This window comes from Lysobacter sp. DMC104, from assembly GCF_056313665.1.
Map to the genome: position 1 here is coordinate 80759 of NZ_JBQUZW010000009.1, position 16803 is coordinate 97561.

Sequence of the window (16803 nt, forward strand, 5' to 3'; positions counted from 1 at the left end):
GGGGTCTTGTCCCCTGCCGTCCATGCCCGTCCTGCTGCATCCCGACGGAAAGCGAGCAAGGCCGTGAGTAAGGATGCACTCGCATCCGAGCTTGCTCACTCGCGACTTGCCCGCATGCCGACCGATACCAAGCAGCGCGCGCCGTAGCCGAACGCGGAGTCCTGCCGCCGCGCGCACCCACGGCCGAGCCATCGAAGCGCACGCGACGGGCACGAAGCCGTGGCGCGCCACTACGGCGGCAGGCGCACGCGACGTGCGCGTTGCGGGCGCGCGGACAGGGTTTCGGTGAGCACCACCACCGCGGCACGGTCGAATTCGTCGAGCGCACGAAAGGCTTCGATCAGTTGCTCCTCTTCGTCGTTGTGCGCGAAGTGGCGGTAGAGCACCGCGGGCGATGGGTCTTCCTCGCGGGCGTCGCCGCTGCGACGCGAGGGCGACCGCGGCCCCTGCCCGGTGGCCAGCCACTCGAACGTGCATCCCAACGTCGCGGCAAGGCGAGCGAAGCTCGCGGTGGACGGTGCAGATCCCGAGGCGCTTTCCCATTGCGCGACGGCGCTGCGACTGAGGTTGAGGGCAGCGGCCAGTTCCGACTGGGTGAGGCGTGCGGCCTGCCGTGCGCTGCGGATACGCAGGGCGATCTGTTTCTGCAGTGATCGATTTGGCATATGTCATCCACTTTGTCATGTCGAGGATTGCTGACGTCGTCTTGTCTCCTTTCACTGACAAAGCCGCCCCCGTCCGTTGCGTTCGGCCACCCCCTGTTGCCTGCGTCAGTGGAACTATCGTGGAGCACGAAACCGGAACGTCGCCACTTGGTTATGGTTGACCCGCAGTCGATGCGAGGCGCGGGGCGACCGATCGGGGACACCGATCGAAGCAGCGGAAGCCACGCCGCACCAGGATCGTCGACCGCCGCCACAGGCGATGGACAAGGCTCGGGAATCCCGTCTGCCGTCGCCACGCAACGAGGCGCGGATCGCGCGACGACGCGATGCCCGCGGTGCCACGGAAGGACAGGACGATGCTCGAAGACGACCTCTCGGACCGCTTCACCCAGGACCCCCTGCGATTCCTGGACGAACACTTCCCGCTCGGCGGCGGGGTCGTGCGCACCGGCGCCGCCGAGTACGCGCTGGGCGATCCGATCGCCGCGCGCAACGTCCTGCGCAACGCCGACGGCCGCTATCACGAACACTCCGATTTCTTCCACAGCCGCTACGGCGACTTCGGGCCGCGCACCGCGCAGCTGAAGGTGCGCCGCGAAGCGCGCGCGCTGGTGCGCGATTTCCTGCAGAAGCAGGATCCGCACGCGCTGCGCGCATCGATCTCGGAACGCCTGCCGGAGGCCAGCGAATGGCCGGACGCGGGCAACCGACTGGTCTACGGCTATCTCTCGCCGCTGCTGCTGGCACCGGAAAGCCCGCCGAAACTGCATGCGCTGCTCGACCGCATCGTCGAGCGCGCGGTGCTCGCGGGCGCGCGGGCACGGCAGCCACGATGGCGACGCATGCTGCTGCAGTTCCAGACGACGTTCCAGCTGTCGAACGCGATCGAAGCGCGGCAGCGCATGGGCCGCATCGAACCGCACGACCTGCTCGACGTCGTCGCCGGTGCGGCCGAGCCCGGACAGCGACTCGACGAGCTGTCCGAGATCTACCTGTCGTTCCTGTTCGCGGTCGCCGGTTCGATGGGCTTCGTGCTGGCGTGGTCGCTCTACCTCGCCGGCACGCATGCGCGACGCGACGTGCCGGCCGAATGGATGGTGCGCGAGGCACTGCGGCTGTGGCCGGTCGCGTGGCAGCTCGGCCGCCAGCCGGCGAAGCCGCACGCAGTCGCAGGAACCGACGTGACCACGACGGACGAAGTGGTGGTGTGCCCGTACCTCGTCCACCGGCATCCGGATTACTGGCCGGACGCCACCGAGTTCCGGCCCGAACGCTGGGGCGATCCCGAGGCCTGGCACAACCCCGCGTTCATTCCGTTCGGCCACGGCCCGCATCGCTGCGTGGCCGCAGACCTGTCGCAGCAAATCGTCAGCGCGCTCTACGCCGCGATCGACGAAGGCCATGCGCTCGAGGTCACGCCGCACGACACGAAGCCGACCATCGCCGCGGCGATGGCGCCGCCGCCGTTCCGGCTGACGCGCCGCCGCACCGGTTGAAGCGCGCTGCGCACGCGATCGCGCCGGCGAGGCGACGACGCGCAGCCGCCTGCAGCACCACGGCGGACGACCTTCTTCGTCGCCCGCCCTGGCACCAAGCGTTGAACCCCGACCACACGACCCACGAAGGAGCAAGACCATGAAGAAGGCGATCTGCGCGATGAAGGCGGCCATGGGCATCCGCACCGGCACCAAGGCGCTCTACCACTGGCTGCGCTACCACAACATCTGATCGAACCCCGGCGCATGCCGGGTGTCGACGAGGCATTCCGTCGGCGGAAGCGGGCCCGGGTCCGCCGTCGCCGGCGGGACACATGCGGTGATCCCACCGCGATTCCGACCAACAAGGAGAGTGAGATGAAGAAGGCTATCTGTGCGATGAAGGCCGCCATGGGCGTCCGCGGCATCGGCTGGTGCTCCGGCTGGCGCTGGGTGCTGTACCACAACATCTGATGCGATCACGACGCCGCGATGGATTCCGTCGCGGCGTCGGCGTTGAAGGCACACCTGCATTCCCATTCAAGGAGATCGACATGAAGAAGACCCTCTGCGCGATGAAGGCCGCCCTCGGCATCCGTGGCATCGGTGGCTGCCAGATCGGTGCCTGGCGCTGGGTGTACTACCACAACATCTGATGCGACCACGGTGCGGGAACCGCATTCCGGTACAGGCCGGATACGTTCCGCGCCAGCGCTGAAGATGTCCCTGCATTCCCGTTCAAGGAGAGCGACATGAAGAAGACCCTCTGTGCGATGAAGGCCGCCCTCGGCGTCCGCGGTGCCGGCTTCGGCTGCAACATGTGGCGCTGGGTGCTGTACCACACCATCTGATCGGCTGACAGGCGGATGCCGGGCGAACCCCGGTCCGTCCGAATGCGATCGATCACTGCAATCCATACGAGAAGGAGAGCGAAATGAAGAAGGCTATCTGCGCGATGAAGGCCGCCCTCGGCGTTCGCGGCATCGGCGGCTGCGGCATGTGGCGCTGGGTGATGTACCACAACGTCTGATCGCGATGACGGACGACGGACCGGTGCATGCCGGTCCGTCGTCCGCACGCCATACCGGCGATCCGACGCATTCCATGACGTTCGACATGAAGAAGACCCTCTGCGCGATGAAGGCCGCCCTCGGCCTCCGCGGCATCGCCGGCGGCTGCCCCATGTGGCGCTGGGTGCTGTACCACACCCTCTGAACACCGATGCAGGCCCGGCCGGGCAGCCCGGCCCGTGCCTTCGAGATCCCTTTCCCCGGAGCGCGACCGATGCAAGCACGAACCGTCACTGAAACCGAGAAGGTGAAGGAATTCCGGCACCGCATCCGCGAGGAAGGCCTGATCTTCTGGGAGCGGCCCGACGTGCTGGCCATACTCGATCCGCAGACCGCGCAGCGCGTGGAGGCGTTGAACTACGCCGACCTGACGATGTTCGACGACGTCGCGGACGTGCTGCGCGGGCGCGAGAGCGCGCCGTTCAACTGGAACAAGTTGCGCCAGGGCTGGCTGGGCCAGATGCGCCACCTCAACGATACCGACGGCCTGCGCACGATCGCCGGGCGGATGGACGCGATCCTCGCCGCCGAGGCCGGACGCGAACAGGACCTGCTGTGGCTGGGCGAGCGCGTGGCAGTGGAGCCGCTGATCCCCGCGATCATCGACGGCCTCGGCCCGATCGACCGCCGCTGGGTGGTGTCGGAAGTGTTCTCGAAGGTCGCGTGGTTCCTGTCGGACGTCGACGACGGCCGCGTATCGTCGTGGCACAAGCCGAAGATGATCACGCTGCAGGTACTCGCCGGCCTCGCCGTGCGCCGCGAACTGAAGGGCCGGCTGTCGGGTCGCCGTCCGCGCCGCAAGGACCTCACCGATCCGGTCGTCGACATGATCCCCACGCTCGGCCTCGGCCGTGCGGTCGATGCGGTGACATCGCTGCTCACCGCCGTCACCGGCTCGCCCGGCGCGGCCGCGGCCTGCCTGCTGTTCGAGCTGGACCGCAACCCCGAGTGGCGCGCGAAGATGGAAGCCGAGCTCGGCGCCATCCCGCTCGACGAATTCTGCACGTCGCCGACACGACTGGCGCCGATCACCGGCCGCTTCGTGAAGGAAGTGCTGCGCATCTGGAGCACGCCGCCGGTGGTGGTGCGCGAGGTACGTACCGACCTGGCGCACGGCGACGTCTGCCTGAAGAAGGGCCAGCAATATGTGCTCAGCTCGTACATGCTCCATCACGGCGAGCAGGACTGGGGCAACGCGGACGTGTTCGATCCCGACCGCTGGCTGGCGGAGGCGCGTCGCAGCGGGCAGTGCCCGCACGGCAGCTACGTCCCGTTCGGCTGGGCACCGAAATCGTGCATCGGCGCCAACCTCGGCATGGCGCAGATGATGCTGCTCGCGCATTTCGTCTGCACGCGTTATGCACTGCGGGTGCCGGAGCACGGACACGGATCGATGGCGGTCGCCTCGCTGGTGCGGCCCAAGGATTTCCGCGGCGCGATCGTCCGCCGCGACGCCAGCACGCAAGGCGCGAACGCACCATGAAGGATCTCACCACCGGTCGCATCGAAACCCACCTGGCACGGATGTCCGGCGCCATCCTGCTGAACATGCTCGCGGGCAACCTGTTCGCGCTGATCAACCTCTACTGGCTGGGGCGGCTCGGCCCGCACGCACAGGCGGCGGTGACGCTGGCCGGCTTCCCGATGATGCTGCTGCTCACGCTGATGCCGGTGGTCGGCATGGGTGCGGGCATCCTTATCTCGCATGCGGTCGGCGGCGGCGATCGCGATCGCGCCAACCGCATCTTCAACGAAGCCTTCGGCGCCGCACTGCTGTTCATGGGCGTCCTCGGCGTGGTCGGCTGGATCGAACGCGACGCCTTCGGCCGGCTGCTGACCTCCGACGCCGACACCGCGACGCTGATCGCCACCTATTTCCGCTGGTTCATCCCGGCGATCGTGGTGCAGCTGCCGATGTACATCGTCGCCAGCGCGCTGGAGTTCACCGGCAACGTGCGCACCGGCACCATCGCGCAGCTCGCGACCGTGGCGCTGAACGCAGTGCTGGCGCCGGTGCTGATGTTCGGCTGGCTGGGCCTGCCCGCGCTGGGCGTCGCCGGCACCGGCATGGCGACGTTCCTCGCCTGCGGCCTGACCATGCTCGGCGTGTTCGCCTACTTCACGCTCAGCGACACTTACCTGCGCCTGCAACCGTCGGTCTGGATCTCGCGGCCACGGGAATTGTGGGGCGCGCTGAAGATCGGCCTGCCGACCGGCATCGAAAGCGCCGTCGTCGCGGTCTACCTGCTGGCGATCGCGCTCCTGCTGCGGCCGTTCGGTGCCGACGAACAAGCCGCGTTCGGCGTTGGCCAGCGCGTGTTCCAGTCGGTGCTGATGCCGCTGATGGCGCTGAGCAGCGCGACCTGCGTGATCGTCGGCCAGAGCCACGGCGCGGGGCTGGCCGATCGCGTCCGCGACACGCTGCGCCGCAGCCTGCGCGTCGGCCTGGTCCTCGCGCCGCTGATGCTGCTGGCGATCGAACTCGGCGCACCGTGGATCTGCAGCCTGTTCACCGACGATGCCGCGGTCGCCGCTGCCTGCGCGCGGTTCCTGCGCATCGCCGCGATCACGCTGATCCCGTCGGCAATCTCGTATCTGGTCTTCGCGGCGCTGTCGGGCACCGGCTACACGCGTGCCAGCCTGATCACCCAGGTCGTGTACGCGTCGACGGTGGTCGTGGTGGCCTTCGTGCTGTCGCGCCTGCCCGGCTTCCGCCCGACCTGGCTGTGGACCACGATGGCCGCGGCCGGCTTCGTGCAGGCGGGCATGGCCGTGTTCTTCGCGCGTCGCCACTTCCGCAGCCGCGCCGATGCCGCACCCGCGGTCGGTGCGCCCGAAGTCGGCGCACCGGCCTGATCGATGCGGACACCGCCCGCCATGCGCAACGCCGCCCTCGCCCTCGACGGTCCCGTACGCGATGCCGCGACCTTCGTGCGCGAAGTCGGCGGCATCGAGGAATACCGCCTCGCCGCCAACGGCCTGCGCGTGCTCTTCATGCCCACGCCCGCCCTGCCGGTGGCGCTGTCGATGCTGACCTACGCGGTCGGCAGCGGCCACGAGCCCGCCAGGCTGAAGGGCGCGAGCCACATGATCGAGCACATGATGTTCAAGGGCACCGCGCGCTTCCGGCATGCGCTCGGCACCTCGATCCACGACCTGCTGCACCCCTTCGGCGCGCAGGTCAACGCGACCACGTGGATGGATCGCACGCACTACTTCAACCTCGTGCCGCTGGACCAGCTCGACCTGTCGCTCGAGATCGAGGCCGACCGCATGCGCGGCCTGCGCATGGACGCCGACGACCTGGAAGCGGAGCGCGCGGTGGTGCTGAACGAGCACGACCTGTACGCCGGCGATCCGCTGGAGCGGCTGCACCAGGCGCTGTGGAGCGCGGCGTTTCCGACGCATCCGTACGGCCATCCGGTGCTGGGAACGCGCGAGGACATCCTCGGCCTGCAACGCGACGCGCTGTTCGACTTCTACCATCGTCACTACCGCCCGGCCAACGCGACGCTGACCGTGATCGGCGACGTCGCGCGCGAGCGCGTGCTCGACCTCGCGCTGCGCCATTTCGGCGACATCGTCGTGCCCGACGCGCCCGCGGACATCGAACCCGCGGCAGTACCGGAACAGCACGGCGAACGGCGCTTCACGCTCGCGCAGGCCACGCCGCCGGACTGGGTGATGCTGGGCTACCGCGGGCCGCACGGCCGCAGTGCCGACGCCGACGCGCTGGAGCTGCTCGGGCACCTGCTGATCGGCGGCAAGCTCTCGCGGCTGTACCGGCCGCTGATCGCGAGCGGCATCGCCATGCATGCCTGGTACACGGTGGCGCGGCTGCACCAACCCGGGCTGTTCCAGTTGCAGGCGCTGCCGACGCAGCCACGGAACCACGCCCGCGTCGAACGCCTGATGCGCGAGGCCGTCGACGCGATCCGCCGCGACGGCGTGACCGACGCCGAGCTCGCACGCGCGCAGGGCTTCCTGCGCGGCCAGCTGACCACCGGCCGCGACGGGCCGATGGCGATGGCGATGCAACTCAACGAAGCGATCGCGGCCGGCGACTGGACGCTGTACGCGACCGCGCTCGATCGCTTCGCCGCGGTCACGCCCGCCGACGTGCAGCGCGTCGCCAGGACCTACCTGACCGACGCGCGCCTGACCGTGGGCCATCTCGCGCACGATCCCGACCAGGCGCGTGCCGATGACGACGAGGCCGGCGCATGACGGCCGTCCTCGCCGCCTCCGCGCGATCGACTGCCGCGATGCCCGACATCGTGTCGGTGCCGCTGGCGCAGGGCAGCCTGCATGCACTGCGCGCCGCGACGCCGGCGGCGTTCGCGCTGGCCGGGTCGTTCCGCACCGCGCCGGTGATCGAACACGGCGGCCATCTGCTGCAACAGCTCGTGGTCGCGCTGCTGACCAGCGGCACCACACGGCGCGACGAATTCGCCTTCGCCGAAGCGCTGGAAAGTCGCGGCGCCTCGCTGGCGTTCGAGGCCGAGCCCGAGCGCGTGTCGTTCTCGGTGCGTGCCTGCACCGCCGACCTGGCGACCGTCGCCGACCTGCTCGGCGACGCGTTGCGCGCGCCGCGCTTCGACGAAGCGAGCTGCCGTGCCGAACGCCAGCGCATGATCGCCGACCTCCACGCAATAGCCGCCGATCCGGCGACGCAGGTTTCCGATGCCCTGGCGCGCGCGCTGTACGCGCCCTCGCATCCGCGCCACCCGGCCGACGTCGACACGGCGATCGCGTGGCTGGAAGGCTTCACCGTCGACGACGTGCGTCGCCATCATCGCGATCACTTCGGCGCGAACACGCTGCGCGTCGTCGCCGTCGGCGACGTCGAGCCCGACGTCGTCGCAGCCGCGCTCGACCGCGCGCTCGGCGATTGGGCGCCCCGCCCCGTGCGCGACTGGCCCGCGAGCGCGGACGTGGCGCCGGTGCCGACGCAGGCGCCGATCCGTATCGACGTGCCCGACAGCGGGCATTTCCAGGTCGCGCTCGGCCAGCGCTTCGGGCTGCGCTGTCGCGACACCGACTACGCCGCGCTGTGGCTGGCGAACCATGTCCTGGGCGGTGGTTTCGGTTCGCGGCTGGTCGCGTCGGTGCGCGAGGAGAAAGGCCTGACCTACGCGATCCGCTCGCAGCTGGCGAAGCCGGACCCGGGTTTCGACGGCCACTGGCAGATCGATCTGTCGCTCAGCCCCGAGGCACTGGACGCCGGACTGGCGGCGACGCGCGAGACGCTGGCGCGGTTCGTCGACGGCGGCGTGCCTGCGGCGGAACTCGACCTGCGACGGCGCCAAGCCATCGGCGCCTTCCAGATCAGCCTCGCGACCGTGTACGGCCTCAGCGAAACCGTGCTGCTCGGGCTGGAACAGGGCTGGGGCGCGGACCATCTGCGCAGCTTCCCCGAACGCCTGCGCGCCGTGGACGCGGCGCAACTCGATCGCGTGCTGCGCACCTGCTTCGTGCCCGACGCCGCGCAAGTCGCGATCGCGGGTCCGTTCGGCGACGCGAACGCCTGACCTCGCGGATCAGGCGTCGGGCGCCTCGTCGGCCGCCGCGGCGATGCGCCGGGCGAGGAAGTCGAAATAGCCGTCGATGTAGACGCTGTCGCCGTCGGCATCGAGCAGGAACGGGTTCATCAGCGTGTGGCGCAGGATCACCAGCCGGTCGCGCTCCGGGTCCGCATCGTCCAGTGCGTCCGCAGCGAAGCCCAGCGCAGCGAGCACACGCGCGGTGTCGGCATCGCCCATCGTTTCGCGGCGCAGCGTGGTGATCGAGCCGAAGTGCTCACCGAGCTGCAGCGGCTTGGTCGGATCGGCGCTGAGCGCACGATGCAGGCCGCGCACGAAGCGGTTCATCGTCGCGATGTCGTGGTTGCCCTGCGGATTGAGCGCGAGGCAGACGAGGTTGCTGTCGGGCGCGAACGGCACCACCGCCTTCGCCAGCGGCGCGATGCGCGCGATGAAGCGGTCGGCGGCGGCGAGAAAGGCTTCGGTGTTGCGGATGCTCTGCGCCGGCAGCCGGCCGAAACGCGCGTGGTCGAGCGGCATCACGCGATGGGTCACGTACACCGCCGCGGCCATCGCGCCGGGCTTCGAGCCTTCGGGAATGTACCGGCCGAGCTGGCGATGGCGCTGGAAGTAGTCGCCGTCGGCGGTCTGGTCGAACACGTAGTCCGCGCCTTCCGACAGCAAGCCGATCGCGCGCTGGTCGCGGCACAGGAACGCACCTGCACCGTACGGCAGGTAGCCGAGCTTGTGCGGATCGATGGTGATGGCATCCATGCGCGCCATCGCACCGACCGCGGCATGCACCGCGGGGCTCGGGAACGCGGCGAATTCGGCGCCGACCGCGTCCGCGCCGCGCAGTGCGCCGTCGGCATCGCGGAACAGCGTCGCGAGATAGCCGCCCCACGCGGCGTCGAGATGCAGCGCCATGCCGAGGCCGTCGCGATGCAGGCGGTCGCGCAGGTCGGCGAGGCCGTCGAGCGGATCGATGGTGCCGAACTCGGTGCTGCCGAGCACGCCGACGGTCATCAGCACCGGCTGGCGGGCGCGGCGACAGGCGTCGAGCTGTTCCGCGAGCGCGTCGAGATCCAGCCGCATCGCCTTGCCGGGGATGAGCCGCAGCTGCGCACGGCCGAGCCCGAGCAGCTTCGCGCCCTTGCTCCACGAGTAGTGCGCGGTGGCCGGCGCGAACACCAGCGGCGTCGACAACGTCGGATGCCGCGCGAGGAACTCCGCAAGCCCCAGCGTCTCCAGCCGCGCGTCCTCGACCCGGCGCGACCAACGCGCGCGTTCGTCGCCGGGCATCGCCACCAGCGCGTCGCACCAGCGCGCGTACAGCGCGGTCGATTCGGCGGGGAGCAGATTGAACGCAGTCCAGTCGTCGTCGGGCAGATCATCGAGTGGTGCATCGGCGGCACGCAGCGCGACCGGGAACGCCTTCAGCGCCAGCGCGAGGCGCAGGCCCTGCACGTTCGCCAGCGTGCCACCGGAGGTGAGATGTCCGAACGCGCAGTCGGCGCGCGCAGGATCGGCGACGTAGCCCACCATCGCCGCGAGCTGCAGGCCGGCCTTCAGTTCGAGATCGATCGTGACCGGTGCGGCATCGGCGCTGACGTTGTTCGGGTTGTACGGCAGCGCCAGCATCTGCGCGACCAGCCCCGGCAGCAGCAGGTCGCTGACCATGTGGCCGATATAGCGCGGGCTGTGGAACGGCACGCTGCGCTTGAGCGCCGCGGACAGCTGGTGCAGTTCGCGCCGCAGCCGCGATTCGAAGTCGACGTAGTCCGCGCGGCGGTTGGCGCCGGTGGGGATCGCCGGCGCATCCTCGGGATGCAGGTTGCGGCGCCAGTAGACGTGGTCGCGCAGGAAGCCGACAACCAGCGATTCCAGCAGGTCGTCGTTCTCGGCGTACGGCCCGAGGAAGCACGGATACAGCGCGGGATCGGCGCTCATGCCGCCGCGCCGCAGAGGCTATCGAGCGCCAGCGTGGTCATGCGCGCGAGGCCGCGTTCGCGCTCGTCGGCGGGCATGTGCCGCCCTTCCTCGAGATGATCGCTGACGGTGAGCAGCGACAGCGCGGCGATGCCTTCGCGCATCGCCAGCCCGTACAGCCCGGCCGATTCCATGTCGATGCCGAGGATGCGGTGCCGGCGCAGGCGCGCGACGAGATCCGGATCGCCGTCGTAGAAGCAGTCGGTGCTGAAGACGTGGGCCACGCGCACCGCGACCGACTGCCGCTCGGCGGTGTCGACGACCGCGCGCAGCATCGCGAAGTCGGCGCAGGCGGCAAGGTCGTGGTCGCCGAACTGCAGGCGGTTGAAGCGCGAGTCGGTGCTCGCGCCCTGCGCGATCAGCAGATCGCCCAGCGCGACGTCGCCGACGCCGCCGCAGGTGCCCAGGCGCACGATCCGGCGCACGCCGTACACGCGCGCCAGCTCGGTGGCGTAGATCGCCGACGACGGGATGCCCATGCCGCTGCCCATCACCGACACCGGCCGCCCGCGCCACGTGCCGGTGTAGCCGAGCATGTTGCGGCGTGCGTTGAACTCGACCGGCGCATCGAGGAACTCGCGGGCGATGTGCCGCGCACGCAACGGATCGCCGGGAAAGAAGACGGTGTCGGCGATGGCGCCGGGTTCGGCGTCGAGATGCGGCGTGCTCATGCGGAAGAGGCCTGCGATGGGGCACGTTCGGTGAGGAAGCAGCGGCCCGCCGCCAGCGGCGGCAGGCCGAGATGGGTGGCCAGGCCCTGGCCGAGGTCGGCGAACGAGTCGCGGCGGCCCAGCGCGCGCGGCGCCAGCCCCGGGCCATACGCGAGCAGCGGCACGGTCTCGCGGGTGTGGTCGCTGCCGGGCCAGGTCGGATCGCAGCCGTGGTCGGCGCCGAGCACCAGCAGGTCGCCCGGACGCAACGCGGCCAGCAGCGACGGCAGACGCGCGTCGAAGGCTTCGAGCGCGGCGCCGTAGCCCAGCGGGTCGCGGCGATGGCCGTAGACGCTGTCGAAGTCGACGAAATTGACCGCGACCAGCGCACCGTCGCCGGCACCGTCGAGCGCCGCCAGCGTCGCATCGAACAGCGCGTCGTGGCCGCTGGCCGGCCGCACCGACGACACGCCGTGGTGGGCGAAGATGTCGCCGATCTTGCCGACCGCGATCACGTCGCCACCGGCGGCGTCCACCGCATCGAACAGCGTTGGCGCCGGCGGCGGCAGCGCGTAGTCGCGGCGATGGCCGGTGCGCGTGAAGCCGGTCTCCGTCGTGCCGATGAAGGGCCGCGCGATCACCCGGCCGATGTCGTACGGCGCCAGCAGGAAGCGCGCGAGTTCGCACAGCGCGTGCAGCCGCTGCAGGCCGAAACTGTCCTCGTGCGCGGCGATCTGCAGCACCGAATCGGCCGAGGTGTAGACGATCGGCTTGCCGCTGGCCATGTGCTCGGCGCCGAGCCGGGCGATGATCTCGGTGCCCGAGGCGTGGCAATCGCCCAGCACGCCGGGCAGGTCGCCCTGTTCGATCAAGGCGCGCAGCAACGCGGGCGGGAACGAATGTTCGTGCGCCGGGAACAGCCCGAACGGGCGATCGAGCACCACGCCCATGCTTTCCCAGTGGCCGGACGGCGTGTCCTTGCCGCAGGCGCGTTCCACCATGTGCCCCCAGCACGCGCCCGGCATCGGCAGGTCGAGGAACCCGGCGGCCGCACGCCCGTGCACCTGCGCGTGCGCCTGCGGCAACCCCAGGCGCGTGAGCGCGGGCAGGCGCAGCGGCCCGCGCGGGGCCTCGGCGCAGGCGGCGGCGATGTGGCCGAAGGTGTCGGCCCCGGCATCGCCGTACGCCGCGGCATCCGGCGCGGCACCCAGGCCCAGCGAATCGAGCACCACCCAGATGGCACGCGGCATGGCGGCGTCCCCCTGTTCAGGCGGCCGGCGCGGCGAGCGCGGCGGCGATGTCGGCGAACAGGCCGCTGGCGCCGATGCGGAAGCGCTCCGGCGTCACCCACTCGGCACCCAGGCGATCTTCCGCCAGCGCGACGTAGGCCTGCGCCGCGGCCAGCGTGCGAATGCCACCGGCGGCCTTGAAGCCGCACAGGCCGCCGCCGGCCGCGATCTCGTCGAGCATGATCGCCGCGGCGTCGAGCGTGGCGTTGACCGCGACCTTGCCGGTCGAAGTCTTCAGGAAATCCACGCCGGCGGTCAGGCCGATGCGGCAGGCGGCGCGGATGCGGGCCGGCGACGCCAGTTCGCCAGTTTCGAGGATCAGCTTGAGCGTCGTGCGCGTGCCGCAGACCTCGCGGCAGGCATCGACGCCACGGCGCGCGGCATCGGTGCGGCCCTCGATCAACGCGCGGTACGGCAACACCAGATCGATCTCGTCGGCACCGGCGGCGATCGCGCGCCGGGTCTCGCGGACGATGCGCGCGGCATCGTCGCTGCCGTCGGGGAAATTCACCACCGTCGCGACCTTGAGGTCGGTGCCGACCATGGCCTCGCGCACCGCCAGCACGTACTCCGGATACACGCACAGCGCCGCCGGCAACCCGGCGGGCAGGCGCGCGGACGCGCACAGCGCGCGGATCGCGGCGGGCGTGTCGTCCTCGCCGAGGCTGGTCAGGTCGAGCAGCGGCAGCAGGCGCGCTGCGAGGTCGGCGGGCGGAGCGATGGACACGGCGGCGGATCCCTGCACAGGAACGGAGGCGACAGCCTAGGGAGCCGGCCGCGCCGCCGTTTTGACCTGCCGCAAATCGGCGCGGCCCGCCTCCCGCGAGCCGTGGCGCAACGCAACATCCGCGGGCTCAGCCCGCCACGGTGACGCGCCAGCCGTCGGCCGTCTCGACCCAGTCGATCTCCACCGGCAGGAACTTCTCGATCAGGCGCGCGTTGCTCGACAGGTGGTCGCTGATCGCCGCGGTCGTGAACGTGCCGCCGCCAGCCAAGGCCATCGGCAGCAGCAACTGGTCGGACAGGTGCTCGCCAACGCAGGCCGGGCGGTCGAGATACGCCTGCGCCTCCGCGGCCAGGCGCTCGGCCACCGTCTCCGCCGACAGCCCGCGCTCGCCGTGGCCGGTGAAGACTTCGACGTGATGGGCGTGGCGCACATGCAGCAGCAGCGCATTGCCCGGACCGATCGACGGCCGCACCTGACGCTGGTGCAGCGCAGATGCCGGCAGCTTCAGCATCCGCGCCAGCGTCTCCAGCTCGCGCGTGCCGATGCCGGCGGCGAGGCCGGACAGCAGCGCGGTCGCTTCGATGGACTGCAACTCGCCGCGCTCACCGAAGTCGAGCTGCGCCAGCGTCGGTGCCGGTTGCACGAGCGCATGCGCGATGCCGCCGCCGGCCGGGAAGAAGCCGGGGCGCTCGACGTCCAGCCTCGCCTCGATCCCGAACCGCCGCAGCGACGGCAAGTAGGTGTCGATCAGGAAATCGGCGCTCGGCGCCAGCGGATTGTGGGTGCCGCCCTCCAGCCGCAGCCGCGACGGCCGCTCGCAGCGCCACAGCGGCGGCAGCACGGTCTGCAGCACCAGCATCGCCGACCCGGCGCTGCCGGTGGCGAAGGCGTAGTCGCCGGCCGTCACCGGGCCGGGCGTGAAGCGCAGCGTGGTCGCACCCAGCACCGCGCCCTCGACGAAGGCGTTGCCGACCTTCGCCGCGGCGTTGACGGCCGTGAGGTGCTGGCGCATCAGCCCCGGCTTCGAGCGCTGCGCGCGGATGCGCGTCATCGCGAAGGCGGTGCCGGTGCACAGGCTGAGGCTGAGCGCGGTGCGGAGCAGTTGCCCGCCGCCGCCGGAGCCGTCGAGTTCGATCATGTCCATCGTCTTTCCGGATCAAATGCGGTTCGGTAGAGCGGCCTTCAGGCCGCTGTTCTGCATCAAGAAGAACAGCGGCCTGAAGGCCGCTCTACCAAAATCGAGGTTGCGACTGCGGATGATGACGCGCGATGCCCTCCATGGCGATGCGCGAACGGCTTCGGACCGCCCGGCCTGCACATCCGTGTGCAGGCGTTCGGGGCCACTGCGCGGCAGTGCCACGCAGGCGTGCGGCCCTCACCCCTTCACGCACACCACCTGCCGCAGCGTATGCACGATCTCCACGAGGTCGGCCTGCGCCGCCATCACCGCGTCGATCGGCTTGTACGCGGCCGGCGACTCGTCGACGACGTCGGCGTCCTTGCGGCATTCCACGTGCGCGGTCGCCTTGATGTGGTCGTCGAGCGTGATCAGCTTCTTCGCCTGGGTGCGGCTCATCACGCGGCCGGCGCCGTGGCTGCAGCTGCAGAAGCTGTCCTCGTTGCCGAGGCCGCGCACGATGAAGCTCTTTGCGCCCATGCTGCCCGGTATGATGCCCAGCTCGCCCTTGCGCGCGCTCACGGCGCCCTTGCGGGTGACGTGCACGTCCTTGCCGAAGTGGTGCTCGCGCTGCACGTAGTTGTGGTGGCAGTTCACCGCCTCGGCCTGCGCCTCGAACGGCTTGGTGATCACCGTGCGCAGCGCCTCGACGACGTGCCGCATCATGATCTCGCGATTCATGCGCGCATAGCGCTGCGCCCAGTCCACCGCGAACACGTAGTCGGCGTAGTACTGGCTGCCTTCCGGCAGGTAGGCGAGGTCCTGGTCCGGCAGGTTGATCATCCAGCGGCGCATCTCCTGCTTCGCCAGCTCGATGAAGTGCGAGCCGATGGCGTTGCCGACACCGCGCGATCCCGAGTGCAGCATCACCCACACGCGATCGGCCTCGTCCAGGCACAGCTCGATGAAGTGGTTGCCGGTGCCGAGCGTGCCGAGGTGCTTGAACTGGTTGGTGTTCTTCAGGCGCGGATGACGCTCGCAGATCTTCTCGAAGTCGGCGACCAGCTGCGACCAGCCCTCAACCGCCAGCGCCGGTGGCGTGTCCCACGCGCCCTTGTCGCGCGCGCCGACCGTGCGCCCGTGCGGCACCGCGCGCTCGATCGCGCTGCGCACGCCGGCGAGATGGTCCGGCAGGTCGCTCGCGACCAGCGTGGTGCGCGCCGCGATCATGCCGCAGCCGATGTCCACGCCCACCGCCGCCGGCACGATCGCGCCGATGGTCGGCACCACCGAGCCCACGGTCGCGCCCTTGCCGAGATGCACGTCGGGCATCACCGCGATCCAGCGATGGATGAAGGGCAGCTTCGCGATGTTCTGAAGCTGCTTGCGCGCCTCGTCCTCCAGCGGCACGCCGCGGGTCCACAGCTTGATCGGCGCCGCGCCCGGCTCCTGGATGACGTCGTGATTCTGCGGTTGCATGGATTGATTCTCTCATGTCGAAAAAAAGGTGCGGCGACGAGGATGACGGGACGCTGCGCGTCGACCCGGAGGCTTACATGCAGCGGGACTTGAACCCACCCAAGCAGGGCCGTCATGGTGACGACACCAAGGCCACGCCTGCGGCCGAAAGCGGCGAAGGGATATCGATGAAGATCGTCGGCAGCGACAAGTGTCGATGGAACATTCCTTGAGCTCTACCAGACTGAGCTACCGCCTTTCGACGGACGGGATTCGAACCCGCGACCGCAAGATCCTGTAGTTCCATCCGGCATTCGCGGCCGGCGAATTTGAAACCTTTGAAGCATGCGTCATCCATCGCTGCGCGGGGATGACCGGTGAATCGACGACCACGACGAAGGGGGTGGGAACATCCTGCTCTATCCGACTGAGCTACCGTCTCGCGACGGGCGGGACTCGAACCGGCCCAGGCAGCATGCCGCCTGCGACGAGAACGAGGCCGCGCCTGCGGCTGAGCACAATGAATCGATATCGCCTTGTGGAAAGGATCGCCGGTCGCGACGAAGGTGACGGGACATCGTTCACTGCTCTACCAGACTGAGCTACCGTCTTGCGACGGACGGGATTCGAACCCGCGACAAATGAGTCATGTAGTCCCGTCGGCATTCGCGGCCGACGAATTCGAAAAGCGCTGCTTCCCTCTGTCATCCCGAGCGCAGCGAGGGATCTGCTTTTTGCTTTCGGCTTTGAAAGCAGGTCCCTCGCTCCGCTCGGGATGACAACGGAGTCACCGACCGCGACAACAGTGTGGAAACGCCTGCTCTACCGACTGAGCTACCGT

Annotated in this window: 13 protein-coding genes; 6 read left to right on the top strand and 7 right to left on the bottom strand. The window is 69.9% G+C overall.

The window, feature by feature from the left end; all coding sequences use genetic code 11:
• Nucleotides 1–230: 230 nt before the first annotated feature.
• Nucleotides 231–665: a helix-turn-helix domain-containing protein gene (locus ACT53R_RS12675; RefSeq protein WP_476172246.1), complete on the bottom strand. Its 435-nt coding sequence runs from the start codon at nucleotides 663–665 to the stop codon at nucleotides 231–233.
• Nucleotides 666–1021: 356 nt separating this feature from the next.
• Between ACT53R_RS12675 and ACT53R_RS12680 the strand changes: the two genes are divergently transcribed.
• The 5 genes from ACT53R_RS12680 (at nucleotide 1022) to ACT53R_RS12700 (ending at nucleotide 8741) form a co-directional block, all read left to right on the top strand.
• Entirely contained in the window at nucleotides 1022–2161 is a 1140-nt protein-coding gene (locus tag ACT53R_RS12680) for a cytochrome P450 (RefSeq protein WP_476172247.1), read from the top strand.
• 1263 nt (nucleotides 2162–3424) lie between these two features.
• Nucleotides 3425–4693, top strand: a complete 1269-nt coding sequence (locus tag ACT53R_RS12685) for a cytochrome P450 (RefSeq protein ID WP_476172248.1) — start codon at nucleotides 3425–3427, stop codon at nucleotides 4691–4693.
• Complete coding sequence (locus ACT53R_RS12690; RefSeq protein ID WP_476172249.1) at nucleotides 4690–6066, top strand: MATE family efflux transporter; 1377 nt, start codon at nucleotides 4690–4692, stop codon at nucleotides 6064–6066. Before ACT53R_RS12685 ends, ACT53R_RS12690 begins: the two co-directional genes overlap by 4 nt.
• 21 nt (nucleotides 6067–6087) lie before the next feature.
• Complete coding sequence (locus ACT53R_RS12695) at nucleotides 6088–7437, top strand: M16 family metallopeptidase (RefSeq protein WP_476172250.1); 1350 nt, start codon at nucleotides 6088–6090, stop codon at nucleotides 7435–7437.
• The gene (locus ACT53R_RS12700; RefSeq protein ID WP_476172251.1) at nucleotides 7434–8741 is read left to right on the top strand and encodes a M16 family metallopeptidase; all 1308 of its coding nucleotides are present in this window, start codon (nucleotides 7434–7436) and stop codon (nucleotides 8739–8741) included. Before ACT53R_RS12695 ends, ACT53R_RS12700 begins: the two co-directional genes overlap by 4 nt.
• A gap of 9 nt (nucleotides 8742–8750) precedes the next feature.
• Here ACT53R_RS12700 and ACT53R_RS12705 read toward each other — a convergent pair whose 3' ends face one another.
• The 6 genes from ACT53R_RS12705 to ACT53R_RS12730 all read right to left on the bottom strand — a co-directional run bounded on the left by ACT53R_RS12705 (nucleotide 8751) and on the right by ACT53R_RS12730 (nucleotide 15983).
• Nucleotides 8751–10682: a pyridoxal phosphate-dependent decarboxylase family protein gene (locus ACT53R_RS12705; RefSeq protein ID WP_476172252.1), complete on the bottom strand. Its 1932-nt coding sequence runs from the start codon at nucleotides 10680–10682 to the stop codon at nucleotides 8751–8753.
• A complete protein-coding gene (deoD, locus tag ACT53R_RS12710) occupies nucleotides 10679–11392 on the bottom strand; it encodes a purine-nucleoside phosphorylase (RefSeq protein WP_476172253.1) in 714 nt (237 codons plus the stop codon). The genes ACT53R_RS12705 and deoD overlap by 4 nt, the downstream gene beginning before the upstream one ends.
• Nucleotides 11389–12621, bottom strand: coding sequence for a phosphopentomutase (locus ACT53R_RS12715; protein ID WP_476172254.1), 1233 nt, complete (start codon nucleotides 12619–12621; stop codon nucleotides 11389–11391). The genes deoD and ACT53R_RS12715 overlap by 4 nt, the downstream gene beginning before the upstream one ends.
• Nucleotides 12622–12637: 16 nt before the next feature.
• The gene (deoC, locus tag ACT53R_RS12720) at nucleotides 12638–13387 is read right to left on the bottom strand and encodes a deoxyribose-phosphate aldolase (RefSeq protein ID WP_476172255.1); all 750 of its coding nucleotides are present in this window, start codon (nucleotides 13385–13387) and stop codon (nucleotides 12638–12640) included.
• Between the two features lie 127 nt (nucleotides 13388–13514).
• The gene (gene rtcA, locus ACT53R_RS12725; protein WP_476172256.1) at nucleotides 13515–14531 is read right to left on the bottom strand and encodes an RNA 3'-terminal phosphate cyclase; all 1017 of its coding nucleotides are present in this window, start codon (nucleotides 14529–14531) and stop codon (nucleotides 13515–13517) included.
• 231 nt (nucleotides 14532–14762) lie between these two features.
• The gene (locus tag ACT53R_RS12730; protein ID WP_476172257.1) at nucleotides 14763–15983 is read right to left on the bottom strand and encodes an RtcB family protein; all 1221 of its coding nucleotides are present in this window, start codon (nucleotides 15981–15983) and stop codon (nucleotides 14763–14765) included.
• A gap of 14 nt (nucleotides 15984–15997) precedes the next feature.
• Here ACT53R_RS12730 and ACT53R_RS12735 point away from each other — a divergent pair, with 14 nt between their 5' ends.
• Nucleotides 15998–16195: a hypothetical protein gene (locus tag ACT53R_RS12735; protein ID WP_476172258.1), complete on the top strand. Its 198-nt coding sequence runs from the start codon at nucleotides 15998–16000 to the stop codon at nucleotides 16193–16195.
• The last annotated feature ends 608 nt before the right edge of the window (nucleotides 16196–16803 follow it).